This is a genomic window from Methylocystis sp. H62 (assembly GCF_015709515.1).
Classification (GTDB): domain Bacteria; phylum Pseudomonadota; class Alphaproteobacteria; order Rhizobiales; family Beijerinckiaceae; genus Methylocystis.
In genome coordinates, this window is the sequence record NZ_JADNQZ010000059.1 from 197,474 (window position 1) to 223,586 (window position 26,113).

The window sequence follows — 26,113 nt, forward strand, 5'->3', positions numbered from 1 at the left end:
GAGCCTGCACCCAAGTCGGGCTTGCCTGACTTGGGCTTCAAATGCCGATCACGGGTAAACCCGAGATCGGCGCAGGCGTCTCGAAGGATGAGGGAACCGTCACCTGACGGCCGACTCATGTCTCGAATCCATTTTTTCCGCCGCAATCCTGCGATGCAATGAAAATCGTGATTCGGTGGCGGAATGCGACGCGCCTCCGTCTCGGGAGCGCCTTCGGTAGCGCCTACCCACAACATATCGCGTCGGTTTTCTTGCTTTCCCCTGCAGTTTGTGGCGGTCTTTAGGCAATGAAATTCGAGCGCCTGCGCCTTCTGGGCTTCAAGAGCTTCTGCGAGCCGACCGATTTCCTCATCGAGCCGGGCTTAACCGGCGTCGTCGGCCCCAATGGCTGCGGCAAGTCGAATCTGGTCGAAGCCCTGCGCTGGGTGATGGGCGAAAACTCCTATAAAAACATGCGCGCGTCCGGCATGGACGACGTGATTTTCTCGGGCGGCGGCTCGCGCCCGGCGCGCAATCTGGCCGAGGTCGGGCTGGTGCTCGACAATTCGTCGCGCACGGCGCCGGCGGCCTTCAACGACGCCGACGCGATCGAGGTCACGCGCCGAATCGAGCGCGAGCAGGGCTCCACCTACCGAATCAACGGCCGCGAGGTGCGCGCCCGCGACGTGCAGCTTCTCTTCGCCGACGCCGCCACCGGCGCCCGCTCGCCTTCGCTCGTGCGCCAGGGACAGATCGGCGAGATCATTTCGGCGAAGCCGCAGGCGCGCCGCCGCATCCTCGAAGACGCCGCCGGCGTCGCCGGGCTGCATTCGCGCCGGCACGAGGCTGAGCTGCGCCTCAACGCCGCGTCGGAAAATCTCACGCGCCTCGAAGACGTGTTGAAACAGGTCGACGGCCAGGCCGACAGCCTCAAGCGCCAGGCGCGCCAGGCCACAAAATACCGCGGGCTCGCGGCGCAGATCCGCAAGAACGAGGCGCTGGCGGCGCTTCTCGCCTATCAGCTCGCCGCACAGCAGCTGCAGGGCGCCGCTTCGAAGCTCGACGCCGGCCGGCGCAGCGTGCAGGACCGCACGCTGGAGCAGGCGGAGGCGGCGAAGTTCCAGGCGGTCGCCGCGCATGAGCTGCCGCCGCTGCGCGACAAGGAGGCGGAGGCCGGCGCGGCGCTGCATCGGCTCGTCGTCGCGCGTCAGGCGCTCGAGGCCGACGAGCAGCGCGCCAAGCAGAGAATCGCCGAGCTTCAGCGCCATATCGAACAGTTCGGCCGCGATCTCGAGCGCGAACGCGCGCTGATTCAGGACGCGGCGGAGGTCGCGCAGCGGCTTGAGGAGGAGCGCGCCGAGCTGCAAGGCGGCGACGCCCACGACGCCGGCCGCGAGACCGAGGCGCAAGCGCGGCTGATCGACGTCGAAGCGGCGCTGGCGGCGACCGAGGCCGAGCTGTCGAGCGCGCAGGAGCAACTCGCCGGCGTCAACGCCAGGCGATCGGCTCTTGAAGCGGCGCTGCGCGATGAAAATCAGCGGGTCGCGCGCTTCGAGGCGGAGCTCACCCGCATCGAGACGGAATTTGCGCTGATCGCCGGGCAGGGCGGCGGCGCCGACGAGGTCGAGCGTCTCGCCCAGGCGTTCGAACAGGCGGCGCAGGACGCGCGCGGAGCGGAAGAAGCTACGCAGGAGGCCGAGGCCGCCACCCGGCGGGCGCGCGACGCCGAGACCGCCGCTCGCACGCCGCTGGAGCCGGCGGCGCTGCGCGCCCAGCGGCTCGAGACCGAGATCCGCACGCTCGAACATTTGCTGCAAACCGGCTCCGGCGGCCTCTGGGCGCCGGTGGTCGAGAGCATGACCGTCGAGAAGGGCTATGAGACCGCGCTGGGCGCGGCGCTCGGCGACGATCTCGACGCCTCGGCCGAAGATTCGGCGCCGGCGCATTGGTCGGTGACGTCTGGGGAGGGCGATTCGGCCCTGCCCAATGGCGTGCGCGCGCTCGCCGCGCTGGTCGAGGCGCCGCCGGCGCTGCGCCGTCGCCTCGCGCAGATCGGCGTCGTGCTGCGCACCGAGGGCGAGAGCCTGCGCAAGCTTCTAAAGCCCGGCCAGCGGCTCGTCTCGAAAGAGGGCGATCTGTGGCGCTGGGACGGCTTCACCCAGGCCGCCGAGGCGCCGACCGCCGCCGCGCGCCGCCTCGCCGAGAAGAACCGGCTCGCCGATCTGCGCGTCGAAGCCGCCGCCGCGCGGGCCGCTGCCGATTCGCTGACCGCCGAGCTGAACGCGGCGCGCGAAGCCACGCGAGCGGCCGCCCAGGCCGACGCGGAGGCGCGCGACGCGCATCGCCGCGCGCGCGTTGGCCTGGAGGAAGCGCGCGAACGCCATTCGACGGCGGAGCGTCGTCAGGCGCAGATCGGCCAGCGCCTGTCAGCGCTGCAGGAAGCCAAGGCGCGGACGCTCGCCAATCGCGACGAGGCCGCGCAGAAGCGCACAAGCGTGACGCAGGCGCTCGACCAGCTTGAGGAGCCGGCCTTTCTCGCCGGCGCTTTGGAGAATTTGCGTGGCCGCGCTTTGGCCGAGCGCGCCCAGGCCGGCGAGGCGCGGGCCGCGGTTGCCTCCCTGCGCCACGAAAGAGCCGCGCGCGCGTCGCGGCTCGCGGCGATCGCGCGAGAAACGGCGTCATGGGCGGAGCGCCGCGATCGGGCGCAGGACCGCATCGGCGAGCTGGAAGAGCGGCTGGCGACGGCGCAAGAGGAAAACGCGCGCCTAGGCGACGCGCCCGACGCCTTCATCGGCCAGCGCCGCGCGCTGATGAATGCGCTCGAAGAGGCCGAGGCCGCGCGTCGCGACGCATCCGACGCGCGCGCCAGCGCCGAAACGCGTCTTGCCGAATCTGACCGCGCCGCCCGCGCCGCCCTCGAGGCGATGAGCGCCGCGCGCGAAGAGATGGCGCGCAGCGAGGCGCAGCTGGAGGCCGCGCGCCAGCGCGTCGCCGACGTCGAGCGCGCCATCGCGCATGATCTCGAATCGACGCCGCAGGCGCTCGCCCAACTCGCCGAGGTCAAAGACGGCGACGATCTGCCGGAGATCGCCGACATCGAGCGGCGGCTTGAGAATTTGCGCGCCGACCGCGAACGGCTCGGCGCGGTCAATCTGCGCGCCGAGGACGAACTCACCGAGGTCGAGGCGCAGCGCGAAAAGATGATCGCCGAGCGCGACGACCTTTCGGAAGCGATCAAGAAATTGCGCGCCGCGATCGCCAGTCTCAACAAGGAGGGGCGCGAGCGCATGCTCGCGGCCTTCGACAAGGTCAACGCGCATTTCAAGGAGTTGTTCACCATCCTTTTTGACGGCGGCGCGGCCGAACTGCAGCTTGTCGAAAGCGACGATCCGCTTGAGGCCGGCCTCGACATTCTCGCGCGCCCGCCGGGCAAGAAGCCGACGACGATGACGCTGCTGTCGGGCGGCGAGCAGGCGCTGACCGCGATGTCGCTCATTTTCGCGGTCTTCCTGACCAATCCATCGCCGATCTGCGTGCTCGACGAGGTCGACGCGCCGCTCGATGACAGCAATGTCGAGCGCTTCTGCGATCTCTTGGAGGAGATGCGCAAGAAGACCGACACGCGCTTCGTCACCATCACCCATAATCCGATCACCATGGCGCGCATGGACCGGCTGTTCGGCGTGACGCAGGCCGAGCGCGGCATCTCGCAGCTGGTCTCGGTCGATCTCGAGCAGGCGGAGAAATTCGCGTTGGCGAGTTGAGGGATTGAGACGTTCAACGCGCTTGGCCTCCGCTTGGGCGCGAACGCGTGATGGCAATTTCGCTTGATCTTGTTCGCAACGCCGTCATTCCCGGCAGGCCGAAGGCCTGACCGGGAATCCAGAGCCGATCCAGGAATGCTGGTTTTGATTCTGGATTCCCGATCGCGCGCAAGACGCGCGTCGGGAATGACCTGCGAGCGGTTCGAATGACAATCGTGTGATCGGGCGAAGCTGACATGACCAGAAGCGAATTTGTTCTGCGTTCGGCGATTTTCATTGCGCTCGCCCTCGCGCCGTTTCTCATCTGGCTGCTCTTCAATGTCATCGTGCTTGCGACAGGCGCGGTGCTCGTCGCGACGCTCATTCATCTTGTGGCGACGCCTTTCCTCAAGCTGCGACTGCCGCGCGGCGTGGCGCTCACGCTTTCGGGCCTGCTGATCGCCGCGATCATCGGTGGAACCTTCTATCTCTTCGGCCGGACGATGGCTTCGGAATTTCATGAGGTGCTGCGCCGCGCCGAGGACACGGCGGACGCGATCTCGCTCGAAATCGCCCGATCGGGACTGTCCGACTATCTGCCAAAATCGTTGAGCGAAGATTTTTCGCTGTCGGATCTGATCGGACGGTCGTTCACCATCAGCATCGAGGCCGTTCTTGGCGCGCTCGTGGCTTTTTTCGCCGGCGTGTTCATCGCGAGCGAGCCGGCGCTCTACAGCGAAGGCTTCACGCTGCTGTTTGCGCCGCGCTGGCGCAACAGAGCGCGCGAAACGCTCGGTCACGTCTCCACCGCGCTGCGCCGCTGGCTGCTTGGTCAGATGATTGAAATGGTCACAATGGGCGTCATGGCCGGCGTGGCGGTCTGGCTCATCGGCCTGCCGTCGCCCTTCGCGCTAGGCGCCATATCGGGGCTCTCGGAATTCATCCCCTATATCGGACCGATTCTGGCGATCTTTCCTTCAGTGGCGGTCGCGGCCACGATCGGACCCTACACGATGCTTTGGACGATCCTCGCTTACCTCGCCATTCATCAGCTCGACGGCAACATGATCATGCCGCTCATCCAGCGGCAATTGGTGCGCGTGCCGCCGGCGCTCATGCTCATTTCGATCGCGCTGTTCGGCACGCTGTTCGGATTGGGCGCGACGATCTTCGCGGCGCCGCTGACGGTCGTCATCTATGTCGCGGTGATCAAGCTCTATGTGCGGGATACGCTGGGCGAGTCGACGCCGCTGCCGGGAGAGAAGGCGTAAACACCCTCCCCTTGAGGGGGAGGGTCGCGCCGAAGGCGCGGGGTGGGGTGAAGCCCTTCTCCGATGATTGCTTATGACGTGCGCCATTTCAGTGCGACTTTGTTTATGCATTTATCCGTAAGTCACCCCACCCCGAAACGCTTCGCGTTTCGACCCTCCCCCTCAAGGGGAGGGTGGAGATCGTCGTCGGCGGCGATCAAATTGAAAACAGCCGCCCGCGCATCGACTTACGCCAGCGAAAACCACATGTGGTCACAAGCTGCCCGAATGAAAACAGTGCCGCCCGAGCAGGCCGATGCCGGCCTACACCCTTTCTTAATTGCCGGGTGTTGGCGTTAAAGCCTTGGACAGCGTCTCCAATAATCGTTGGTCCGAGTAGGGCTTGTTGACCACGGGTATGGCGGCGAATCGGGCAGGAATGAGCATATCGCTGTCGTAAGCGGTCGTGAAAACGAACGGCCTCCCCGCATCCTTCAACGCGTCCGCGATCGGCCAAGCTGGCTCGCCGTTGAGATCGATATCTAGCAGAGCGATATCGAAATTTTCGACCTCGAGCGCGCGCAAACACTCTCGAATAATTCCGAAGGGTCCGACCGGGATCATTTTATGCATGCGAAGCAGTTCGCACACATTCAGCGCCACTAGACCGGAGTCTTCAACAACAAGCACGCGCGCGTTGTCGCACGCTGCGAGGGTCGCGGGCGCGACGTGCACGCCTTTCTTCTTGTCGAGCGGCTCATCTCGCCGCGCGATCTGAGTGAGCGGCATCGACAAGCGACATTGCACGCCCTCGGGGTCGAACGTAAGCTCGACGGCGCCCTGTAGATCGAGCGCGATTGCCTTGCCGAGCAGCACCCGTCCAAAGCCTTTTTTGGTGGGCGGTGTAACGCGCGGGCCGCCACTCTCCTTCCATGTGATGACAAAAGACTCCGCCGGGCTGTTCTCTTCGGCGCCCCAGTCGATGCTGACGAGCCCGCCCGGGATCGAGAGAGATCCATACTTCTGCGCATTCGTGGCGAGTTCGTGAATGGCGAGACTGATGGCGAGCGCCGCCTTTGGTTTGAGCACCACCGGGTCGCCTGTGACCCGGCAACAATCCGAAGGAAGAGTTTCGAGCTCCGATTCGACCAATGTCTTGATGGACACTCCTTCCCACCTGCTTTCGGTCAAGAGAGTTTGCATCCGCGCCATGGAGAACAGCCGATTTTGCAAATCCTCCTGAAACGCTTCGAGCGAGGCCGCGGACCGTGACGTGAATCGAACGAGCGACTGGATGACGGCGATCGTGTTTTTCACCCGATGGTCGAGTTCGGCCATCAACATGTCTTGACGGGCTTTCGCTGCATGACGCTCCCGCAAAGCTTCATCGAGCGTGCGAAGAATAACCTCCATAATCGATGTGCGCAGCGCTTTGGCGGATTCCACTTCCCTTCCGGTCCAAGGCTCCGACTTCAGGCGCACCATTTGTTCCCAGGCCGTGAAGGAGGCGCGGGGCGACAGCGTCTCGCCATCGGACGAGGGCTGAACGGGCTTTTCCGGGTTTCCAGCCCATTTCACGATTTCCGTGACTTCCGGTCTGAACCAGATCACGTAATCCCTTGGCGTCCGCGAAACGGATATCGCGAGCACCCCGGAGCCGACCTGACGAAAGTCTTCTGCTGGCGCAAACAGCACAGGGAGAGATTCGCTGACGAAAACGCCATCTTGCCCATTGGCGTCGAGCCAATGGATCAGCGACATAATCTGCTTTTCAGAAGGCACGTCGCCAATGCTCGTCAATTTTTCATCGACAAAGACCGCGCAACCATTCGCTGGGATGAGATCCAACAGATTCGGCGGACTGGAAATCAGCGCGTCGTTGAAGCCTTCTCGCGCCATCGATGTGACAATCGCGCGCTCGATCTCTCCGGCTTTCACGCGCTCTCGCGCCAGCTCTGATGAGATCTTCTCCTGGAGCTGAAGGGAAGCGACTTGCGAAAACAATTCGCAGGCTGCGCGCAACCGCGTGTCTAAAAAATGCGGGGAATAGTCATGGCAGGCAATCAAGCCCCACAACTCTCCGTCGATCACGATCGACATCGACATGGAAGCCTGCACGCCCATGTTCTTCAAATACTGGACATGGATGGGCGAGACGCTTCGCAGGACGCTGTGGCTCAAATCGAGCGGCCGGCCGGTTTTCGGGTTGTCCGCCGGAATGAGCGGCGCTGGCGTGTAATCTACGTCGGGAATCAGTCGCAACCAATTGGCGACATAAAGCCGTCGCGCCTGCTGCGGAACATCAGACGCAGGATATCGAAGCCCGAGAAACGAGTCGACGCCTTCGGCGCGCGACTCGGCAATAACGCTTACCGACCCATCTTGTAGAAATTGATAGACCATCACGCGGTCGAAGCCGGTGGCTCTGAAAACCTCTTCGGCTACGGATGCAAGGAATTGCGAAATCGTCTCCGTTGCGGTGCAATTGGCGATCATGCGCTGCACGAGCGCCAGAGGCTCCCGCTCGAACCCGGAGCGTTGCGGCTCAAGTTCAATGATGATCAATCCCTCGGAGATGTGCACGACTCCATCGAGCGCCATCGTCGAATCGCCGATAGACGTCTCGAACACCAGTAGCGGGCGTGGAATTATGATCGCCTTATCAATGAGACGGCATAATTTGGTCGCCGCAACAGAGCCGAGGCGGGCCTCCAAACTCTGGCCGAGCAATGCCTCCGGAGGCACGCCGAGAAGCGCCATTGTGTCGCCCGCGACCTGGACCACGGTCATGTGTTCAGGGTCGAGCGCGAGCAAAATCCCGTGCGGCTGGATCGCGCCGGATATGTGGATCGGTTCTTTGTCGCAAGCGGAAAGATCCATGGCCAAACTTAGCCTTAGCGGTATCTCCAGTCCAGGCGTTTTTCAAGTAATGGGTGGATCAAAATCGGCTCTGGCGTATTTGTTTCTCGTCTACGCTGCTGACTGTCATAATTATCTCGAGCTATCGCAGTCCCGTTGGATGAACCGACCTGGCCACCGTCTCAAAAATCTGTAGGGCGGTCTGTGAATACAAGTCACTGTATTTGCGAGGACTGCGTGAAGGCGTCTTGATTTGAAGGAAGGCGTCGCAGCAATGTAACTGCATGTGTCAAAGCTTATGTAACGACGTGTGTCACAATAACGTGAAACATGAAAACAAACAAATTCAACGACGCGAGCCGCGACTTTTGAGAGCGTCTTCCTGCCGTAGCAATTGACCAGCAAAAAAGCTCATGGATTGGCGCGCGCCGGTAATGGATTATTGCGAAAGGCAGAGTTCGGCCTTCTGGGCGGAGCCGGCGAATGCGCTGAGCAATTTCGCTTTCGTGATCGCGGCCGCCAGCGCCTTTCTTCTTTGGCGACGGCGGGGCGGGGCGGATTATCCTGCGCTCGCGCTCATCATCGTCACGGCGTCGGTGGGCGTCGGGAGCTTCGTCTTCCATACGGTCGCGACGCGCGGCGCCATGCTGCTCGACGTGATCCCCATTGCAATTTTCATTTACGGCTATTTCCTACTGGCGCTTCGCCGTTACTTTCGTCTGTCGATGATGCGCGCGATGGCGATCACGCTGGCTTTCGCGGCCCTCTCATTTTTCGCAACGACACTCGAGGCGCTGAACGGTTCGGTCGGGTATCTGCCGGCGCTCGCCGCGCTAGCGATTTTCGCCGCGCTGCTGTGGTCACGGAGCGGTCAACGCGGTACGGCCCGCACACTTGCTGTCGCCGCGCTGCTTTTCGCCATCTCGCTGGTCTTTCGAACGATCGACCGCGCGATCTGTCCCGCCGTTCCGCTCGGCGCGCATTTTCTGTGGCATATGCTGAACGCCTGCGTGTTGTGGCTGCTGCTGCGCGCGGCGATCGTCGTCGGACCGCGCACCGACGATCAGGCGAGTCCGATCCAGAACGCGAAAGAGCCGACGGCGGCGTGAGAGGCGGTCAGCGGCCAGACGTTGCGCGTGAAAAGATAGGCGGTGCTCCAAGCGACGCCAGCGAGAAACGTGTTGGCGAGCAGCACGGGGTCGCCATAGGCCCCGTGCATCAGCGAAAAGACCGCCGAGGAAAACAGCACGTAATTGCGTCCGCTCATCTGCAGCCGATCGGCGATCAGCTTGGGGACCGAGCGGCAGACGATCTCCTGGCAGGGGCTCGACACCAGCAAGTAGAAGGGCGCGAAGGCGACCCAGTTCGGCTCGGGATTTGAATGACTCAGGAACTGCGCTTCGACGACGATTCCCGCCAGAAGCAGGCAGGTCAGCGCGCCGCAGATCAGCCAGGCGCGAGCGCCTCGGGGCGCGCCCAGACCGAGTTCCGCGAAGGAATAGCCGCCGAGCACGCAGGCCGCGATGCAAAGACCGGAAACGACAAGCAGCGCCTCGAAGCGGATTTGGAATGATAGCGCGCCGGCGGCGATCCCCAGGCTCGGCGCGAGCAGCAAGAGCACGAAGCCGATCAGCGGCGCCAAGGATCGCAGGGGAAGCGTCATAAAAGCGTAACAGACTTTCCCCTGTCACAGTTCCGCGCGCCCGAGCGCCGGCATTTTGACGCGTCGCGGCGCCTCGTCGAAGAGCAGATGGGTCGGCTCCGACAAATACGCTTAAAGTTCAATGTGTTATCTAAACGAGCCTCGCCTTGACTAAATGAAAGACCGGAAATATGTTGCGCGCGGCTCGAAAGGATTGGCCGCAAGGCCGAGAGTTTCGCGCCGTCTCCCGAACGGTTCGACTTTTCCGTCGCGCGACGTCGCGCCATCGTTCAATTTTTGCGCATGGCGCAATTTGCGAGGCGAACAGCGCCGATGAGCGACGAGAACGACGACGACGCGGAAGACGCGGAGCGCGCGGCGCTCAACGCGCGGCTTCAAAAGCTCAACGCGGCCTTGCGCAAGGTCGATGAAGAGCAGGCCGCCGCCGAAGCGGCGCCGCGGACCGAGCGCAAGGGCTTCACGCGCGCCATGCGCGTCGGCCTCAACGCGTTCTCCGAATTCGTCGGGGCGGTGTTGGTCAGCGCCGTTATCGGCTGGCAGGCGGACAAATGGCTTGGCACGACGCCCTGGCTTTTGATCGTCATGCTGGGACTGGGCGTCGCGGCGGGGTTTTGGAATGTTTATCGCGTGGCGAAGCCGAAAGCGCCGGGCGAGGAGTAGAGCAGGTTCCGAAAAAGACAGACTTTTTCGATGAGAACCTGCTCCAATGTTTTGATTTTGAGCGATTCCTTGTCGACCGCATGAGTCCATGTGATCGGCAAGCCCTCTAGGGAACACGACGGCGCGTGCAAGCGCCAAGCGGGGCCGGGCGGCGACGCCCGGAAAAAGCGATGAATCCGGAAGAAGCAGCCGCAAAGCCCAATCCCATCGAGCAGTTCGAGCTGCATCGACTGTGGCCCTTCGAGATCAACGGCGTCGAGACGTCGTTCACCAACGCCTCGCTGTTCATGTTGCTCGCCGCGCTTGGCGTCGTCGCGCTGATGATCCTGGCGACCACAAAGAAGGCGATCGTGCCGGGCCGCGTGCAGGCCATGGCCGAGATGCTCTATGAATTCGTCGCCGGCATGGTGCGTCAGACCGCCGGGACGGAAGGGATGAAATTCTTTCCCTTCGTCTTCACGCTCTTCGCCTTCATTCTCATCGCCAATCTGATCGGGCTTGTGCCCTACAGCTATTCGGTGACGAGCCAGATCGTCGTCACCTTCGCCTTCGCGATCGTGGTGATCTCGCTCGTGGTCGTTTACGGCCTCTATCGCCACGGCTTCGGCTTCCTTAACCTTTTCGTGCCGCATGGCGTGCCGCTGCCGGTGCTCGTCGTGCTGGTGCCGATCGAGATCATCTCCTTTCTGTCGCGGCCGGTGTCGCTTTCCGTCCGTCTGTTCGCCAACATCCTCGCCGGCCACATCACTCTCGCCGTGTTCGGCGGCTTCGTGGTGATGCTGCTCGGCGCCGGCGTCTGGGCGGCGCTCGCGCCCGTGCCGATCCTCGCGATCGTCGCGCTCTATGCGCTCGAGCTGCTCGTCGCCTGTCTGCAGGCGTTCGTCTTCAGCGTTCTCACATGCGTCTATCTGAACGACGCAATTCACCCGGGCCACTGATAAAAATCGAACAATAAACGTCGCCCCATTCAGCAGGAGTAAGATATGTCAGAAATGCAACTCGTCGGCGCCGGACTGGCGGCGATCGGCACCGGCGCTGCGGCGATCGGCGTCGGCATCATTTTCGGCAACTTCGTCAACGGCGCCCTGCGCAACCCGTCGGCGGCCGCTTCCCAGTTCACCAACGCCATCATCGGCGCGGCGCTGGCCGAAGGCCTGGGCATCTTCGCCTTTCTCATCGCCATACTGCTCTTCCTGAAGCAGTGAATTTTCGCGTCCGGCCTTGCGGCCGGGCGCATTTTCTCATGCGCTGCGCGGCCGCCGCGCGGCCCCTGTCCGAGACTTGGATCATGTCCATGGCGATCATCTCTTCCGCTTTCGCCGCCGAGGGCGAGCAGACGACGCACGAGGCCGTCGGCGCCGGCGAAGCGCATCATGAGGGCGTTTTTCCGCCCTTCCAGACCGAGAATTTCGCGCCGCAGATCTTCTGGCTCGTCGTGATTTTCGGATTGCTCTACGTGCTGATGTCGCGCATCGCGCTTCCGCGCGTGGGCGGCATCATCGAGAACCGGGGCGCCAAGATCGCTTCAGATCTCGGCGCGGCGCGCGAGATGCAGTCGAAGGCGCAGGCCGCCGCGGCCGCCAATGACGAAAACCTTCGTCATCGCCGCGACGAAGCGCAAGCCATCGGCCGCGAGGCGCAGCACAAGATCGGCGAGGAGACCGCCAAGCAGCGCACGCTCGCCGAATCTTCGGCCGCGGAGAAGCTCCGCGCCGCCGACGAGCGCATCGCGAGCGCTAAGCGCACGGCGCTGGGCAACGTCGAGCAGATCGCCGTCGACGCCGCCGCCGCCATCGTCGAGAAGCTCACCGGCGCCAAAATCGACCAAGCCGCGCTCGCCAAGCATCACGCGGCGTCGTCGAACTGAGGAGAGGCTCAATGCATTTCGACGCGGAATTTTACGTCGCCGTCGGCTTCTCAATCTTCGTTCTCGGGATGATTTGGGTCGGCGCGCATTCGAAGTTCACCGCCTTCATTGATGCGCGCATCAACCGCATCAAGGGCGAGCTCGCCGAAGCCGAACGGTTGCGCAACGAAGCGGAGGCGCTCCTGGCGTCCTTCGAACAGAAGCGGGCGGAAGCGGAAGCCGAAGCCAAGGCCATCGTCGCGCAGGCGAAGGAAGAGGCGGAACTGATTGCCGCCGAGGGGCGTCGCCGGCTCGGCGAATTCATGGACCGCAGCGTCAAGCAGGTCGAACAGAAGATCGCACAGGCGGAGGCGCAGGCCTCGGCCGAAGTGCGCGCCGCCGCCGCCGACGCCGCGGTTAAGATCGCCGAGCGCGCGCTCGCCGCCGGCGCGGGCGCTGGCAAGGATTTCGTCGGCGACGGCATCAAGGAATTGAAGTCGCTCGCGCACTGATGAGACGGGCGGCTTAGAGCGCTTCCCGATCACATGGAATCCCGTGATCGATAAGGAATCGCTCAAAATCGCAATGCTCGAGCAGGTTGGCGTCGAAAAAGTCTGTCAACCTTTTCGCAGCCTGCTCTAGCCGCCCTTGCGCTTTTTCTCGGCTGCGGGCTTTTCTGCGCCCTGGGTGAAGCCGACCAGAATTTCATAATCGTCCTGGGCGCGCGGGCTCATCAGAGGCACCGTGAACGGATCGGCGACGACTTGAAATTCGCCGCGCGTGCCGCCTTTTGGGATTGACGCGCTGACGCGATAGGTCTTCGAGGCGACGAGCGTATCGTCTTTCAGACGGCGAATCGCCACCCGCAGATTGGCGCCAAAGGCGCCGGGCTGACCGAGCGCGCCGAGCACGGCGGAGCCTTCAAGACCCACTCTGATCGTCAGACGATCGCCGTCGACCACGCATTCGCGCGCAGTTTCGCCTAGCGAAAGCTGGTAGCGCACGTTGGCGCTGTCGGCGTCCGGCGGCGAGCGCAGCATGGCCGCGCCGCTTTCAACGAAGACTTCCGGACAATCTGGCGTCGCGCCAGGCGGCGCGGGCTGTCCCTCTTTTTGTTCGCCGCCGCCGAAGATGCTGGGCACGCGAAGCCGCGGCAGTTCGAAAGCCGCCGCCACAGGCGTAAGCGCGATGGACGCTGAAACAGCAATGGCCAGGCGGCTCCGCGCAGTCCTGGAGAGCTTGCCCACCGGGCGCTTCATGCAATCGTTACGGCAGCTTTGCGAATCCATCCTTGAATCCCTGCAGAGTCAGCGGCAGACCTATGCCTTCTTCCGGAACCTGGTGAATGATGAAGGTCGCGGTCTTGCCGCTCTTCAGCTGATCGATGAGCTTGTCGTCCATCATCACCTCGGCGACGCAGCCCGTCGGCAGACATTTGACAAAGCCGGCGCGGCCGACGTCGGTTTGGTCTATTTTCAAGCCGAGCCCGCTTGGCAGGAGCACGCCGAGAGGCGCGATCACACGCAGCAGACGGCTCTTGCCGTCGCTTGTCTTCAAGACGATGACGACGAGGTTGACGTTGCTCTTATCCTCGGCGACCACGCTTTGGATCAGCGCGCATTGTTCCGCAGCCGCGCCTGCGGGCTTCTCGCAGCGCATTTCCCAGTCGCCGAATTTAGCTCTGGCGGGGCCGCCTTGCGCGTGGCTCGCGACGGCGCTGAGCCCGAGCAACAGCAATGAGGCCGCCGGCGCGACCTGATGTCGCAACAGGCGACGCGTTTTCGCAGCGCGCAAGGACTTCATGATGGCTCCTGGCTGACGGCGCCGCGGCCGTTCAAATGGTAACGCAGGGAACTGGCCGGTCTCCGCCGGCCGTCCAGCGCGACAGGTCGTTGCCTATCAAATGGACTCCAACTGTCAAGGTCGACGGCGTTCGCGCCGCATTGTTTGGCAAACGCTTTGACGCGACGATTTGTCTGCCGAATCTGGCGTTGCAACAATTGCGCGGACCGACGGTTTGTGATTGAACCGGCCGACTACCGAGCGGGGCGGGCTTTGGGCGGGCTGCGCACGGAAATCGCAAAAAGAACAACGACTGTCTGGCGAAGGGTTCGAAAGGCGGCTTTAATGTTTAACGTCAATCGACGAATGCTCACACGTGGCGCATTGGCGGCCGCCGTGACGATTCCTGCGACTTTGTTCGCCGGCTTCGCCCTCGCACAAGTTGAAGGGCAGCCCACCCCGGGCGGCCTCGGCCTGCCGAACATGGTGACGCCGGTCGGCTTGGGGACTCAGCAATTCTACAACATGGTGCTGATGCCGATCATTTCGTTCATCGCGCTCTTCGTTCTGGGCTTGCTGGTCTATGTCAGCTATCGCTTCAACGAGCAGAGGAACCCCATTCCCTCGAAGCTGACGCACAATACGCCGCTCGAAATCGTCTGGACCTTGATTCCGGTTCTGATCCTTCTGTTCATCTCCGTTCCGTCGCTGCGACTGCTGGCGGAGCAAGTTGAGGTGCCGGAGGCGTCCGTCACGATCAAAGTGACCGGCAATCAGTGGTATTGGTCTTACAAGTATCCCGAGGATCAGGGCGGCGGCTTTGGCTTCGATCAGATGCTGAAGCCCGAATCCGAACTTCAGCCCGGCGATCTTCGTCTGCTGTCTGTCGACAATGAGGCGGTTGTGCCGGTCAATGAGGTCATCGCCGTGCACATCACGTCGAACGACGTCATCCACGCGTTCGGCGTCCCGTCGTTCGGCGTTCGCATGGACGCGATCCCCGGTCGTTTGAATCAGACATGGTTCAAGATCGAGAAGGAAGGCGTCTACTACGGCCAGTGCTTCTTCATCTGCGGCAAGGATCACGCCTATATGCCGATCGTGATCCGCGCGGTCAGCCGCGAGAAATACAATGAGTGGCTTGCCCAGGCGAAGCAGAAGTTCGCCAGCGCCGACTCGCGGGTGCGGGTCGCCGCCGAAAGCCACTGAATAGCCGCTGAAACGAGACGCAACGGTACACACTAGTTTTTCTAAGGAACATGACGATGGCGAGTTCGACGATGGCCGGGGCGCATGATCATCCGAGGGGTTTGCGCCGCTTCCTCTTCTCCACCAACCACAAAGACATCGGCACGCTCTACATCATTCTCGGTTCGATTGGCGGCGTCATCGGCTTCCTGCTGTCGCTCGGCATGCGGCTCGAGCTGGCGTATCCGGGCGTGCAGATTTTTCCAGGGCTTGCGGAAGCGCTCCAGGGCGCCGATCCGTCGATGGCGCTGGACGCGGGCAAGAACCTCTACAACGTGTTCATCACGGTCCATGGCGTGCTCATGATCTTCTTCATGGCCATGCCGATCCTCATCGGCGGCTTCGGCAACTGGTTCGTGCCGATCATGATCGGCGCGCCGGACATGGCCTTCCCGCGCCTCAACAACATTTCATTTTGGCTGCTCTTCGCCTCGCTCGTGCTCGCCGTCATTTCGATGTTCGTCGAAGGCGCGCCGGGCATGAAGGGCTTCGGCGGCGGCTGGACCTTCTATCCGCCGCTGTCGTCGAACACCGGCTCGCCCGGCCCGGCGATGGATTTCGTGATCCTGGCGCTGCATCTCGCCGGCGCATCGTCGATTCTTGGCGCAATCAACTTCATCACGACGATCTTCAACATGCGCGCGCCCGGCATGACGCTGCACAAGATGCCGCTGTTCGTGTGGTCGATGCTCGTGACCGCCTTCCTGCTGCTGCTCGTGCTGCCGGTGCTTGCCGGCTGCGTGACGATGCTGCTCACCGACCGCAACTTCGGCACGATGTTCTATGACCCGGCGGGCGGCGGCGATCCGCTTCTGTTCCAGCATCTGCTGTGGTTCTTCGGCCATCCGGAAGTCTACATCGTCATTCTTCCCGGCTTCGGCATCATCAGCCAGATCGTGTCGACCTTCTCGAAAAAGCCGGTGTTCGGCTACCTCGGCATGGCCTACGCCATGGTCAGCATCGGCGTGCTCGGCAGCATCGTGTGGGCGCACCACATGTATACGGTCGGCATGTCGCTCAATGCGCAGCGCTACTTCACGCTGGCGACCATGGTGATCGCGGTGCCGACCGGCATCAAGATCTTCTCCTGGATCGCGACGATGTGGGGCGGGTCGATCTCGTTCCGCGCGCCGATGGTCTGGGCGATCGGCTTCATCTTCGTGTTCACGATGGGCGGCATCACCGGGGTCGTGCTCGCCAACGCCAGCGCCGACAAGCAGTTCCACGAGGGCTACTATGTCGTCGCGCACTTCCATTACACGCTGTCGCTCGGCGCGGTCTTCGCGCTCTATGCGGGGTTCTATTACTGGTTCCCCAAAATGACCGGCTACATGTATTCGGAGACTCTGGCCAAGGCGAACTTCTGGCTGCTGTTCATCGGCGTCAACGTCGTCTTCTTCCCCCAGCACTTCCTCGGACTGGGCGGGATGCCGCGCCGCTACATCGACTATCCGGACGCTTACGCGCTGTGGAATCTGGTGTCGTCCTCCGGCATGATCTTCGTCACGCTCTCGCTGATCGTCTGGTTCTACGCGATCATTGAGGCCTTCATGAAGAAGCGTCTGGCCGGGGCCAATCCCTGGGGCGTGGGCGCAACGACGCTGGAATGGACTCTGTCGTCGCCGCCGCCGTTCCATCAGTTCCAGGTTCTGCCGCGCATCACCGGGGCGAGCCGGTAACCAACGAAGCGTCGGCGCGAATGAACTCGCGCCGACGATGCAGCCGGCCCTGGCGAGCATGACGCTGCTCGCTGCGCCCGCCTCGGCGGCCAAGGTTTTGAGTGAAACGCCATGAGCGACGCATCCTATCTGCATGACGAACAGGCTCCGCGCATCTCGGTCGCGGCGCCGTCGGACTATTTCGCGTTGCTCAAGCCGCGCGTGATGTCGCTTGTGGTGTTCACCGCGCTCGCCGGCCTGTTGCTCGCGCCGACGCCGCCGCATCCGCTGATCGGCTTTGCTTCGCTCCTCGCGATCGCGGTCGGCGCCGGCGCTTCCGGGGCGCTCAACATGTGGTACGACGCCGATATCGATGCGCTGATGACGCGCACGCGCAAGCGGCCAATTCCCGCCGGCCGGCTCGATCCCGAAACGGCGCTCGCCTTTGGCCTCGTGCTGGCGACGCTGTCGGTCTTTACGCTCGGCTATGTCGCGAACTGGTTCGCCGCCGCGCTGCTCGCCTTCACCATTCTCTTCTATGTCGTGATCTATACGATGTGGCTGAAGCGCTGGACGCCGATGAACATCGTCATCGGCGGCGCCGCCGGCGCGCTTCCGCCGATGGTCGGCTATGCCGCCGCGACGGGCGAGATCAATCTCGCGAGCGTCGTGCTCTTTGCGATCATCTTCATGTGGACGCCGCCGCACTTCTGGTCGCTCGCCTTGCTGAGAAGCGAGGACTACGCTCGCGCCGGCGTGCCGATGCTGCCCAATGTCGCCGGCGAAGACCGCACGCGGCTCGAAATCCTGATCTATGCGCTGGCGCTCGCGCCGCTCGGCGTTGCGCCCTGGCTGATGGGCTTCGCCTCGCTCGCCTATGGGCTCATCTCGATCGGCTGCGGGATCGCGCTCGTCGCTGTCGCGGCGATGGTCTTCAGGCGGCGCGAAGGCGACGCGGCGCGTCTCGCCGCCCGCCGGATGTTTTTGTTCTCGATCCTCTATCTATTCCTGCTGTTCCTGGTCCTCGTCGTCGAGCAGACGGCGCATATCTTTGCGCTGATCTAGGCGGCCAAGCGAATGGTGAGCGAAATGATCGATGCAGGAGACAAAATGAAAGAGCGCGCCAGTCTATTCGACCGGCCAGGGGTCGTTCTGACCGAAGAGCAGGCGCGCAGCCGTCGGGCGCGCAACATCGCGATCGGTGTGACGATCGCGCTCCTCGCTGTGCTGTTCTACGCCGTCACGCTGGTGAAGTTTGGCGCGGCCATCGTCAATCGGACGATCTGACCATGAACGCGCCGGCGCCTCGATCACGCAAACGCCCGCAGATGATCGCGGCGGCGCTGGTCGTGGGCACGGCGGCGATGCTCGGCCTGTCTTTCGCTTCCGCTCCGCTTTACCGGGCCTTTTGCGCCGCGACTGGCTTTGGCGGCACGCCGAGGACCAATCTTGCCGGCGCGCCGTCCCCCGGCGAGCGCGTGCTCACCGTGCGCTTCGACGCCAATGTCGCCCGCGATCTTCCGTGGCGCTTCGAGCCCGAGGTCGCCAAGATCTCCTTGCGCACCGGCGAGACGAAAACCGTCTATTACAAGGTCGCCAATCTTTCTGATCGCGAGACCAGCGGCCAGGCGGCCTACAATGTCACGCCCGGCCAGGCCGGCGCCTTCTTCGTCAAGGTCGCCTGCTTCTGCTTCGAGGAGAAGCGGCTCGGACCGCACGAGGCCGAGGAATGGCCGGTGGTTTTCTATCTCGATCCCGCTCTTGAGCGTGAAGAAGGCATGCGCGGCGTTCGCGAGATCACGCTGTCCTACACGTTCTTCGCCATCAAGGATTCCACCGCGGCGAAGACGAGCGAGACGGCGATCGCAAAGCCGAAGGGTTGACGGCGCCGCGCGACTTGGCCGCACGGCAAACTAGGGGACTGGCCGGTACCGCCGGCCGATGACAAGGAAGAGCAAGATGGCGGACGGACACGCGAAACCCGAACACGACTATCATCTGGTCGATCCGAGTCCGTGGCCGATCGTGGGCGCGCTCGCCGCGCTCATCACGGCGATCGGCGCGGTCATGTGGATGGCGCAGCACAAGGGCGCGCCGATCGGCGGCATGACTTTCGGCGGCACAATGTTCTTTGTCGGCCTGGGCGGCATTCTGCTGGTGATGTACGCGTGGTGGAGCGACATCATCCACGAAGCGAGCGCCGGCGGATTCCACTCGCCCGTCGTGCGCCTGCATCATCGCTACGGCATGATCCTGTTCATCTTCTCGGAGGTGATGTTCTTCGTCGCCTGGTTCTGGGCGTTCTTCAATTCGGCGCTTTTCCCGGCCGATGCGGCGCAGGTCCTGCGCACCGAATTGTTCCAGGGCATCTGGCCGCCCAAGGGCATCGAAGTGCTAAGCCCCTGGAAACTGCCGCTCCTCAATACGCTCATTCTGCTCAGCTCCGGCGCGACTCTGACATGGGCCCATCATGGCCTTCTGGAAAACAATCGCGGCGTGTTGAAGAAGGGCTTGATCGCGACGATCGCGCTCGGCCTGCTGTTCACGGCGATTCAGGCCTATGAATATCTCCACGCGCCCTTCGCCTTCGCCTTCGACCCGGCGAAGCCGGCGGCGACGAATTACGGCTCGACTTTTTTCATGGCGACCGGATTTCACGGTTTCCACGTGATCGTCGGCACGATCTTCCTCGTCGTGTGCCTGCTGCGCGTCTTCAAGGGCGCCTTCACGCCGGACCAGCATTTGGGCTTCGAATTCGCCGCCTGGTACTGGCACTTCGTCGACGTCGTCTGGTTGTTTCTGTTCGCCAGCATTTACGTGTGGGGGAACTGGGGCGGGACAATGGAATAGGCGCGCCTGCGCTAATTTGAACATTGGACGGTCACGGGCGCGCCCGTGACCGTTTTCGTTGGAGGACCAACATGTCACAAGAGCACGTCTATCCGCCCGTTTCGCTCTATGTCGACGGAATCCTCGGCAGATGTCCGCGCTGCGGCAAGGGCCATATGATCCGGGGCCTGCTGACCGTTGCGCCGACATGCGAGGTTTGCGGGCTCGATTTCTCCTTTGCCGACGCGGGCGACGGCCCGGCGATCTTGGTCATGACCATCGTCGGCTTCGTCGCGATCGCGGTGCTGTGGTATGTCGAGGTGGGATATCAACCGTCCTATTGGGTGCACGCCGCGATCCTGGTGCCCCTGTCGGCCATTCTCTGCGTCGGGCTGCTGCGGCCGATGAAGGGCCTGCTGATCGCCCTGCAATATTTCAACAAGGCTGAAGAAAGCCGCCATCAGTCGTGAGCGCCGCCGTCCGCGCGCTTCTGGGGCCGGCGGTTGCGACGACGCTGCTCTTTGCGCTGCTGGTCAGTCTGGGATTTTGGCAGGTGCGGCGGCTCGGCGAGAAAGAGGCGCTGATCGCACGCGTCGAGCAGCGCTCCACGCAGTCGCCGCAGCCGATTCCGCCGCCTGAGGGATGGGCGAGCCTTCGCGCTGAAGATTACGACTTCATGCATGTGCGCGCGGCGGGTCGTTTTATCGACGGCCGCGATGCGCTGGTCTTCGCCGCGCCGCCGGAGGGCGCGAGCCGAGAGCCGGGCTATTGGCTGCTCACGCCCTTCGCGCTGACGGGCGGCGGCCTCATGCTTGTCGATCGGGGATTTCTTCCCGCCTCAAAAGCCGGCGACGCCGCCGTGCGCGCCGCTCCTCCGGGCGAAGCGACGCTCGTTGGACTGCTGCGCGCGCCGGAGCGCCGCAACCCCTTCACGCCCGCCGACCAGCCCGAGAAGGGCGTCTTCTTTGCGCGCGATCCCGCGGCGATCGCCGCCGCTCTCGGCTTAGCGGACGTCGCGCCTTTCGCGCTCGTCATTGATGCGGCTCCCGCAGCGGGGCCGGATTGGCCGCGCCCGGTGGGGGGCGTTCCAATGATCGTCAATAATCACTTCTCCTACGCCGTGACGTGGTTCAGCCTGTCGCTCGCGCTTCTAGTGATATTCGCGCTTTATGCCCGCGGCGTCCTGGCGCGCGCCGACGCGCCGTAGCCTCGGCCTTGCGGCGATCGCGAATATGCTATGAAAAGGCGCAATGAACTGAACGCCGATTGATCCGTTCGCTGATCTGTCATTCCCGAAAGGCCGAAGGCCTGATCGGGAATCCAGAGCCTACCTAGGAGCGCTGGTATTGCTCTGGATTCCCAATCGCGCTCCGCGCGTCGGGAATGACCCCTGAACGGCTCAGAAGGAAATCGTATGACATGCGCGTCGCAAGCGGCGCGCCCGCCGCATCGATGGATCGAAGATTGCGCTATCTCTCAACCCGCGGCGAGGCCGCGCAGCTTGGCTTTGACGACGTGCTGCTCGCCGGTCTCGCGACCGACGGCGGGCTCTACACGCCGCTCGCCTATCCGCGTCTCGCGCCATCCGAGATCGCCGCGCTCGCGGGCCGGCCCTATGCCGAAGCGACGGCGCAAGTGATCGCGCCTTATCTCAGCGAGACGTTTTCGCATGAGATTTTGCGGGCGCAGACCGAGAGCGCCTATAGCGGGTTTCGTCACCGCGCGATCGCGCCGCTGACGCAGATCGCCGACAATCTCTTCGTACTCGAACTTTTTCACGGGCCGACGCTCGCCTTCAAGGATCTGGCGATGCAGCTCCTCGGGCGCATGATGAATCATGTGCTCGAAGAGCGAAATCTGCGCGCCACCATCGTCGGCGCAACGTCCGGCGATACGGGCGCCGCGGCGATCGACGCGTTCAAGGGCCTGGATCGCGTTGACGTCTTCATCCTGTTTCCGCACGGCCGGGTCTCCGACGTGCAGCGCAAGCAAATGACCACGGTCGCTGACGACAATGTTCATACGATCGCGCTGCAGGGCTCGTTTGACGACGCGCAAGCGATTTTGAAACGGCTGTTTCGCGCCGCCGACTTTCGCTCACGCGTCGGACTCGCCGGGGTCAATTCGATCAACTGGGCGCGCGTCGTCGTGCAGACCGTCTATTATTTCACGAGCGCCGTGGCGCTCGGCGCCCCGCATCGGCATATTTCCTTCGCCGTGCCGACGGGCAATTTCGGCGACGTGCTCGCCGGCTATGTCGCCAAGCGGATGGGGTTGCCGATCGAGAGATTGGTCGTCGCCACCAACGCCAACGACATTCTTGCGCGCGCGCTTGCCAGCGGGCGTTACGAGCCGCGGGGCGTCACGCCGACTCAGTCGCCGTCGATGGACATTCAGGTTTCATCCAATTTCGAACGCTTGTTATTCGACGCAAGCGGGCGCGATCCGGCGGTGATCCGCGCCGCTTTCGCCTCGCTCGACCAATCCGGCGCCTTCGAGATTCCAGCTGCGGCGCTCGCCGCCATTCGCGCCGAATTCGACGCGGAGTCCGTCGGCGAGGCCGAGACGACGGAGGAGATTCGCCGCACCTGGCGCGAGACCGGCTATGTGCTCGATCCGCATACGGCGACCGGCGTCACCGCGGCGCGCGCGCGGCTTGCGAAAGATCCGGCGACGCCCGTCATCGCGCTTTCGACGGCGCATCCGGCAAAGTTTCCGGACGCTATTGAGCGCGCCATCGGACTGCGCCCGCAGCCGCCTGAAAATATTGCGGCCCGACTTGACGCGCCGGAACGATTCACGATTCTTGAAAATGATGGCGCGCGAGTCGCCGAATTTATTTCATCGCACGCGCGGGCGGCGAAGAACTGACAAGGTCTGGCAAGGAGAACGATGGCGATCTTCAGCGTAATCGGGCGACGCGACCTGCCGATTAGAGGCGACGGTCTTTATCTGCGCGCGTCCGAAATGCGCGATTACATGGAGTGGGCCGAACTGCGCGAAAAAAGCCGCTCCTTCCTGACGCCCTGGGAGCCGCTGTGGCCGATCGACGATCTCACACGGGCGAGCTTTCGCTATCGCGTGCGCCGCCACGCCGAGGAAATGGCCCGTGACGAGGCCTATTCCTTCTTCATCTTCCGTGAGGAGGACGATGCGCTGATGGGCGGCCTCTCCTTCGGTCATGTCCGGCGGGGCGTCTCGCAGGCGGCGACGCTCGGCTACTGGATGGGCGAACCCTATGCAGGCAAGGGCCACATGACCCGCGCCGCGCGCGCCGCTTGCGCCTATGCTTTCGAGAAGCGCGGCTTCCATCGTATCGAGGCGGCTTGCCTACCGACGAACGAGCCCTCCAAGCGTTTGCTGGAGCGCGTCGGTTTCAAGCAGGAGGGCTATGCGCGCTCTTATCTCAACATCAACGGACAGTGGCGCGACCATTTGCTTTATGCGCTGTTGGAAACTGATCCTCAGCCGATCAATCCGCCGTCGCCGGCGTAAGCGGTGCTGAAAGAGACGCCCGATCGATGCGGGGCGCGCGGCGCGGGACGAGCTTCCCTGCGGCTTGAGCCGCGCCGTCTCTTCAAAATCAGATCGCGGTCTTTCTGCTGCTGACGTGGACGAGATCGCTCACGCGAGCGCCGCCTTCTGCAGCGCGACGAGGTCCGCAACTCCCTGCTGGGCGAGCGCCAGCATGGCCGACAGCTCATCTTGGGAAAACACCGCGACTTCGGCCGTCGCCTGAATTTCAACGAGGCCGCCCGAGCCGGTGAGAACGAAATTCGCGTCGGTCGCCGCGGTCGAATCCTCGGCGTAATCGAGATCGATCACCGGCGTTGCGTTGAAGATGCCGCAGGACACCGCGGCGACATGATCGCGCAGCGGGCTTTCCTTGACGATGGAGCGCGAACGCATCCAATCAAGGCAATCATGCAGCGCCAGCCAGGCGCCGGTGATCGACGCCGTGCGCGTGCCGCCATCCGCCTGGATGACATCGCAGTCGACGACGATCTGCCGCTCGCCAAGCGCTGGCAGATTGGTGACCGCGCGCAGCGAGCGGCCGATGAGACGCTGGATTTCCTGCGTGCGTCCCGAGAGCCTTCCGGCGGCGGCCTCGCGACGCGTGCGCGTGTGGGTGGCGCGGGGCAGCATGGAATATTCCGCCGTGACCCAGCCTCGGCCCTGGCCGCGCAGCCACGGCGGCGGCTTGTCCTCGAGCGACGCCGCGCAGAGCACCTGCGTATTGCCGAATTTAACAAGGCAAGAGCCCTCGGCGTAGCGGGCGACGCCTCGCTCGAAACTCACCTGGCGCATCTCGTCGGGCGCGCGTTTACTGGGGCGCATAATAGCTCCGTTGTCGTATGGGTTGCGCCTTCTATCGCGCTTTCCGCAACCGTGAAAGCGCCAGGCGAGGGACGGCGTCTTGCGCTCCCGGCCGCATGGTGAAACCATGAGCTAACGGGGCCGGACGAAACCAGGCTCCGACGATAAGGAGGGAGTGATGGGCCAGACATTGTCCCAAGCGTCGTCCCAAGGAGCGCATTCTCACGAGGCGAGAGCACAGGGCCCCCGGCTGATTGCGCTGGCGGGCCCTTTCCAATGCGGCAAGACCACACTTCTCGAGGCTATTCTGGCCCACGCCGGCGCGATCCCGCGGCAGGGTCCCGTCGCCGCAGGGGCGAGCGTCGGCGACCCCAGTCCGGAAGCCCGCGCCCATCAGATGAGCGTCGAGGCCAATGTCGCGACGGTCGATTACATGGGCGACCGCTACACATTCGTCGATCTGCCGGGCTCCGTCGAATTCGCCCATGACTCGCGCAATATCCTGCCGGCGGCCGACGCCGCCGTCGTCGTCTGCGAGGCCGACCCCCGCAAGATACCGGCGCTGCAGCTCATTTTGCGCCAGCTCGAAGAGCTTGGCGTGCCGCATTTCATCTTCCTGAACAAGATCGACGCCGCGACCATCGATGTGCGCGAGGCGCTCAGCATTCTGCAGCAAGCTTCGCGCACGCCGCTGCTGCTGCGCCAGATCCCGATCTGGAACAATGGCGTCGCGGTCGGCTTCATCGATCTCGCGCTGGAGCGCGCCTATGTCTATCGCGAACATGCGCCGTCAGAAGTCGTCGACATTTCCGGAGGCGACGTCGCGACCGAGAAGGAAGCCCGCTACTCGATGCTGGAGCGCCTCGCCGACTACGACGATGCCCTGATGGAGGAGCTGATTTCCGATATCGAGCCGCCGCGCGATCAGATTTTCGACGATCTCACCAAGGAATTGCGCGCCGGACTGGTCGTGCCTTTGTTCATCGGCTCGGCCGAACGCGGCGCCGGCGTGACGCGGTTGTTGAAAGCGATGCGTCACGAGGCGCCGGGAATCGAAGCGACCCGCGTGCGGCTTGGCGTCGGCGAGAGCGGCCCCGCGCTCGCGCGCGTCTTCCGCACGATCCACACGCCGCACGGCGGAAAAATGTCGGTTGCGCGCGTGCTGCGCGGCGCCTTTGCGGACGGCCAGACCGTCGCTTCGCCGCAGGGGGAGGATCGCATTTCAGGCATGTCGCATTTGATGGGCGCGGCGACGAGCAAAACGACGGAGGCGAAGACCGGAGACGTCGTCGCTCTCGGGCGTCTCGATCATGCGCAGACCGGCGACACGATCATCGCCGACGCGCGCGCGGGCGCGGCGGATCTGCAGAAGACGCGCGCGGAAACTCCCGATCCGGTGCACGCCCTGGCGCTCAATGTGAAGGACCGCAAGGACGAGATGCGCCTCGCCGCGGCGATGACGAAGCTCATCGAGGAGGATCCTTCGCTCGTTTTCGTTCATGACCAGGAGCTGTCGCAGATCAAGCTTTTCGGCCAGGGCGAGATGCATTTGCGCGTCGCGCTCGAACGCCTCGCCTCGCGCTTCAACGTCGCGGTCGACTTCTCGAAGCCGACGGTCGCCTATCGCGAAACGATCCGCCATAAGGTCACCGTCCGCGGCCGTCACAAGAAGCAGTCGGGCGGACATGGCCAGTTCGGCGACGTGGTGATGGAGATCGCGCCACGCGGCCGCGGCGAAGGATTCGCCTTCAGCGAGCGCGTGCACGGCGGCTCCGTGCCCAGGCAATATTTCTCGTCCGTCGAGGCGGGCTGTCAGGACGCCTTGCTGCACGGCCCGTTAGGCTTTCCGGTGGTCGACGTAGAGGCGGTGCTGACCGACGGTTCGTATCATTCCGTCGATTCGTCCGACATGGCGTTCCGCACCGCGGCGCGCATCGGCATGAGCGAAGCTCTGGAAAAGGCCGAGCCGATCCTGCTGGAGCCGGTGCTCGCGGTCGATATTTTCGTGCCGAGCGACGCCATGTCGCGCGCCACCGGCATCGTCTCGGCGCGGCGCGGCCAGATCATGGGCTTCGGCCCGCGTGAGGGGTGGGAAGGCTGGGACAAGCTGGAAACGCTGATTCCCGAGGCGGAGATGGACAATCTCATCGTCGAGCTGCGCTCCGCGACCGCGGGCGCGGGCTTCTATCAAGCGCGCTTCGACCATCTCGCGGAAGTCGTCGGCAAGCAGGCGCGCGACATCGTCGCCGCGCATACGGCGAAGGCGCACGCGGGGTAGG

Annotated in this window: 24 protein-coding genes; 19 read left to right on the forward strand and 5 right to left on the reverse strand. The window is 63.7% G+C overall.

Annotated features, from left to right (window positions below):
- Positions 1-287: 287 nt before the first annotated feature.
- Both smc and IYY11_RS20350 read left to right on the forward strand, forming a co-directional pair.
- Positions 288-3,743, forward strand: coding sequence for a chromosome segregation protein SMC (smc, locus tag IYY11_RS20345; protein WP_196405554.1), 3,456 nt, complete (start codon positions 288-290; stop codon positions 3,741-3,743).
- 236 nt (positions 3,744-3,979) lie between these two features.
- Positions 3,980-4,993 (forward strand): AI-2E family transporter, encoded by a 1,014-nt coding sequence (locus IYY11_RS20350; RefSeq protein WP_196405555.1) that lies wholly within the window; start codon positions 3,980-3,982, stop codon positions 4,991-4,993.
- Between the two features lie 315 nt (positions 4,994-5,308).
- Here IYY11_RS20350 and IYY11_RS20355 read toward each other — a convergent pair whose 3' ends face one another.
- Entirely contained in the window at positions 5,309-7,852 is a 2,544-nt protein-coding gene (locus tag IYY11_RS20355) for an HWE histidine kinase domain-containing protein (RefSeq protein WP_196405556.1), read from the reverse strand.
- A gap of 413 nt (positions 7,853-8,265) precedes the next feature.
- Between IYY11_RS20355 and IYY11_RS20360 the strand changes: the two genes are divergently transcribed.
- Positions 8,266-8,940 carry a ceramidase domain-containing protein gene (locus IYY11_RS20360; protein WP_409455268.1) on the forward strand — a complete coding sequence of 225 codons (675 nt, stop codon included), beginning with the start codon at positions 8,266-8,268 and terminating at the stop codon, positions 8,938-8,940.
- Here the strand turns inward: IYY11_RS20360 and IYY11_RS20365 are convergent.
- Positions 8,895-9,494 (reverse strand): CPBP family intramembrane glutamic endopeptidase, encoded by a 600-nt coding sequence (locus IYY11_RS20365; protein ID WP_196405558.1) that lies wholly within the window; start codon positions 9,492-9,494, stop codon positions 8,895-8,897. The two genes, IYY11_RS20360 and IYY11_RS20365, sit on opposite strands and share 46 nt — an antisense overlap.
- A gap of 312 nt (positions 9,495-9,806) precedes the next feature.
- Between IYY11_RS20365 and IYY11_RS20370 the strand changes: the two genes are divergently transcribed.
- The 5 genes from IYY11_RS20370 (at position 9,807) to IYY11_RS20390 (ending at position 12,512) form a co-directional block, all read left to right on the forward strand.
- Positions 9,807-10,154 carry an AtpZ/AtpI family protein gene (locus IYY11_RS20370; RefSeq protein WP_196405559.1) on the forward strand — a complete coding sequence of 116 codons (348 nt, stop codon included), beginning with the start codon at positions 9,807-9,809 and terminating at the stop codon, positions 10,152-10,154.
- Positions 10,155-10,324: 170 nt separating this feature from the next.
- The gene (locus tag IYY11_RS20375; RefSeq protein WP_196405560.1) at positions 10,325-11,092 is read left to right on the forward strand and encodes a F0F1 ATP synthase subunit A; all 768 of its coding nucleotides are present in this window, start codon (positions 10,325-10,327) and stop codon (positions 11,090-11,092) included.
- Between the two features lie 45 nt (positions 11,093-11,137).
- The gene (locus tag IYY11_RS20380; protein ID WP_014892520.1) at positions 11,138-11,359 is read left to right on the forward strand and encodes a F0F1 ATP synthase subunit C; all 222 of its coding nucleotides are present in this window, start codon (positions 11,138-11,140) and stop codon (positions 11,357-11,359) included.
- Positions 11,360-11,448: 89 nt separating this feature from the next.
- Complete coding sequence (locus IYY11_RS20385; RefSeq protein ID WP_246720135.1) at positions 11,449-12,021, forward strand: ATPase; 573 nt, start codon at positions 11,449-11,451, stop codon at positions 12,019-12,021.
- A gap of 11 nt (positions 12,022-12,032) precedes the next feature.
- Positions 12,033-12,512 carry an ATP F0F1 synthase subunit B gene (locus IYY11_RS20390; RefSeq protein ID WP_196405562.1) on the forward strand — a complete coding sequence of 160 codons (480 nt, stop codon included), beginning with the start codon at positions 12,033-12,035 and terminating at the stop codon, positions 12,510-12,512.
- A 126-nt stretch (positions 12,513-12,638) separates the two neighbouring features.
- Here IYY11_RS20390 and IYY11_RS20395 read toward each other — a convergent pair whose 3' ends face one another.
- Positions 12,639-13,259 (reverse strand): hypothetical protein, encoded by a 621-nt coding sequence (locus IYY11_RS20395; RefSeq protein WP_196405563.1) that lies wholly within the window; start codon positions 13,257-13,259, stop codon positions 12,639-12,641.
- A 7-nt stretch (positions 13,260-13,266) separates the two neighbouring features.
- Positions 13,267-13,803, reverse strand: coding sequence for an invasion associated locus B family protein (locus tag IYY11_RS20400; RefSeq protein ID WP_196405564.1), 537 nt, complete (start codon positions 13,801-13,803; stop codon positions 13,267-13,269).
- A gap of 324 nt (positions 13,804-14,127) precedes the next feature.
- Between IYY11_RS20400 and coxB the strand changes: the two genes are divergently transcribed.
- From coxB to IYY11_RS20450, 10 genes are all read left to right on the forward strand, one after another.
- On the forward strand, positions 14,128-14,991 hold the full coding sequence (gene coxB, locus IYY11_RS20405; protein WP_196405565.1) for a cytochrome c oxidase subunit II: 864 nt from the start codon (positions 14,128-14,130) through the stop codon (positions 14,989-14,991).
- Positions 14,992-15,047: 56 nt separating this feature from the next.
- On the forward strand, positions 15,048-16,709 hold the full coding sequence (gene ctaD, locus IYY11_RS20410) for a cytochrome c oxidase subunit I (RefSeq protein ID WP_196405566.1): 1,662 nt from the start codon (positions 15,048-15,050) through the stop codon (positions 16,707-16,709).
- A 111-nt stretch (positions 16,710-16,820) separates the two neighbouring features.
- A complete protein-coding gene (locus IYY11_RS20415; protein WP_196405567.1) occupies positions 16,821-17,753 on the forward strand; it encodes a heme o synthase in 933 nt (310 codons plus the stop codon).
- A gap of 45 nt (positions 17,754-17,798) precedes the next feature.
- Positions 17,799-17,975: a CoxF gene (locus tag IYY11_RS20420; protein WP_175093738.1), complete on the forward strand. Its 177-nt coding sequence runs from the start codon at positions 17,799-17,801 to the stop codon at positions 17,973-17,975.
- Positions 17,976-17,977: 2 nt separating this feature from the next.
- The gene (locus tag IYY11_RS20425) at positions 17,978-18,571 is read left to right on the forward strand and encodes a cytochrome c oxidase assembly protein (protein WP_196405568.1); all 594 of its coding nucleotides are present in this window, start codon (positions 17,978-17,980) and stop codon (positions 18,569-18,571) included.
- Between the two features lie 76 nt (positions 18,572-18,647).
- Positions 18,648-19,538, forward strand: a complete 891-nt coding sequence (locus IYY11_RS20430) for a cytochrome c oxidase subunit 3 (RefSeq protein WP_196405569.1) — start codon at positions 18,648-18,650, stop codon at positions 19,536-19,538.
- Positions 19,539-19,609: 71 nt separating this feature from the next.
- Positions 19,610-19,987: a DUF983 domain-containing protein gene (locus IYY11_RS20435; RefSeq protein WP_196405570.1), complete on the forward strand. Its 378-nt coding sequence runs from the start codon at positions 19,610-19,612 to the stop codon at positions 19,985-19,987.
- Positions 19,984-20,724 carry an SURF1 family protein gene (locus tag IYY11_RS20440; protein ID WP_196405571.1) on the forward strand — a complete coding sequence of 247 codons (741 nt, stop codon included), beginning with the start codon at positions 19,984-19,986 and terminating at the stop codon, positions 20,722-20,724. The genes IYY11_RS20435 and IYY11_RS20440 overlap by 4 nt, the downstream gene beginning before the upstream one ends.
- Before the next feature lie 257 nt (positions 20,725-20,981).
- A complete protein-coding gene (gene thrC / locus IYY11_RS20445) occupies positions 20,982-22,388 on the forward strand; it encodes a threonine synthase (protein ID WP_196405903.1) in 1,407 nt (468 codons plus the stop codon).
- 21 nt (positions 22,389-22,409) lie between these two features.
- Positions 22,410-23,012, forward strand: a complete 603-nt coding sequence (locus IYY11_RS20450) for a GNAT family N-acetyltransferase (protein WP_014892534.1) — start codon at positions 22,410-22,412, stop codon at positions 23,010-23,012.
- Between the two features lie 129 nt (positions 23,013-23,141).
- On the opposite strand, the gene rph is transcribed toward IYY11_RS20450, so the two are convergent.
- Positions 23,142-23,855, reverse strand: coding sequence for a ribonuclease PH (rph, locus tag IYY11_RS20455; protein ID WP_018407504.1), 714 nt, complete (start codon positions 23,853-23,855; stop codon positions 23,142-23,144).
- 157 nt (positions 23,856-24,012) lie between these two features.
- Here rph and IYY11_RS20460 point away from each other — a divergent pair, with 157 nt between their 5' ends.
- Complete coding sequence (locus IYY11_RS20460) at positions 24,013-26,112, forward strand: elongation factor G (RefSeq protein WP_196405572.1); 2,100 nt, start codon at positions 24,013-24,015, stop codon at positions 26,110-26,112.
- The last annotated feature ends 1 nt before the right edge of the window (position 26,113 follow it).

What these genes read in the sequence shown, in the direction of transcription:
- coxB (WP_196405565.1), top strand. Translation starts at nt 14,128, where the DNA reads ATGTTTAACGTCAATCGACGAATGCTCACACGTGGCGCATTGGCGGCC.
- rph (WP_018407504.1), bottom strand. Translation starts at nt 23,855, where the DNA reads ATGCGCCCCAGTAAACGCGCGCCCGACGAGATGCGCCAGGTGAGTTTC.
- IYY11_RS20400 (WP_196405564.1), bottom strand. Translation starts at nt 13,803, where the DNA reads ATGAAGTCCTTGCGCGCTGCGAAAACGCGTCGCCTGTTGCGACATCAG.
- IYY11_RS20395 (WP_196405563.1), bottom strand. Translation starts at nt 13,259, where the DNA reads ATGAAGCGCCCGGTGGGCAAGCTCTCCAGGACTGCGCGGAGCCGCCTG.
- IYY11_RS20460 (WP_196405572.1), top strand. Translation starts at nt 24,013, where the DNA reads ATGGGCCAGACATTGTCCCAAGCGTCGTCCCAAGGAGCGCATTCTCAC.
- IYY11_RS20365 (WP_196405558.1), bottom strand. Translation starts at nt 9,494, where the DNA reads ATGACGCTTCCCCTGCGATCCTTGGCGCCGCTGATCGGCTTCGTGCTC.
- ctaD (WP_196405566.1), top strand. Translation starts at nt 15,048, where the DNA reads ATGGCGAGTTCGACGATGGCCGGGGCGCATGATCATCCGAGGGGTTTG.
- IYY11_RS20370 (WP_196405559.1), top strand. Translation starts at nt 9,807, where the DNA reads ATGAGCGACGAGAACGACGACGACGCGGAAGACGCGGAGCGCGCGGCG.
- IYY11_RS20375 (WP_196405560.1), top strand. Translation starts at nt 10,325, where the DNA reads ATGAATCCGGAAGAAGCAGCCGCAAAGCCCAATCCCATCGAGCAGTTC.
- IYY11_RS20380 (WP_014892520.1), top strand. Translation starts at nt 11,138, where the DNA reads ATGTCAGAAATGCAACTCGTCGGCGCCGGACTGGCGGCGATCGGCACC.
- IYY11_RS20415 (WP_196405567.1), top strand. Translation starts at nt 16,821, where the DNA reads ATGAGCGACGCATCCTATCTGCATGACGAACAGGCTCCGCGCATCTCG.
- IYY11_RS20430 (WP_196405569.1), top strand. Translation starts at nt 18,648, where the DNA reads ATGGCGGACGGACACGCGAAACCCGAACACGACTATCATCTGGTCGAT.
- IYY11_RS20385 (WP_246720135.1), top strand. Translation starts at nt 11,449, where the DNA reads ATGGCGATCATCTCTTCCGCTTTCGCCGCCGAGGGCGAGCAGACGACG.
- IYY11_RS20360 (WP_409455268.1), top strand. Translation starts at nt 8,266, where the DNA reads ATGGATTATTGCGAAAGGCAGAGTTCGGCCTTCTGGGCGGAGCCGGCG.
- IYY11_RS20425 (WP_196405568.1), top strand. Translation starts at nt 17,978, where the DNA reads ATGAACGCGCCGGCGCCTCGATCACGCAAACGCCCGCAGATGATCGCG.
- IYY11_RS20350 (WP_196405555.1), top strand. Translation starts at nt 3,980, where the DNA reads ATGACCAGAAGCGAATTTGTTCTGCGTTCGGCGATTTTCATTGCGCTC.
- IYY11_RS20450 (WP_014892534.1), top strand. Translation starts at nt 22,410, where the DNA reads ATGGCGATCTTCAGCGTAATCGGGCGACGCGACCTGCCGATTAGAGGC.
- IYY11_RS20390 (WP_196405562.1), top strand. Translation starts at nt 12,033, where the DNA reads ATGCATTTCGACGCGGAATTTTACGTCGCCGTCGGCTTCTCAATCTTC.
- IYY11_RS20355 (WP_196405556.1), bottom strand. Translation starts at nt 7,852, where the DNA reads ATGGATCTTTCCGCTTGCGACAAAGAACCGATCCACATATCCGGCGCG.
- IYY11_RS20420 (WP_175093738.1), top strand. Translation starts at nt 17,799, where the DNA reads ATGAAAGAGCGCGCCAGTCTATTCGACCGGCCAGGGGTCGTTCTGACC.
- smc (WP_196405554.1), top strand. Translation starts at nt 288, where the DNA reads ATGAAATTCGAGCGCCTGCGCCTTCTGGGCTTCAAGAGCTTCTGCGAG.
- IYY11_RS20435 (WP_196405570.1), top strand. Translation starts at nt 19,610, where the DNA reads ATGTCACAAGAGCACGTCTATCCGCCCGTTTCGCTCTATGTCGACGGA.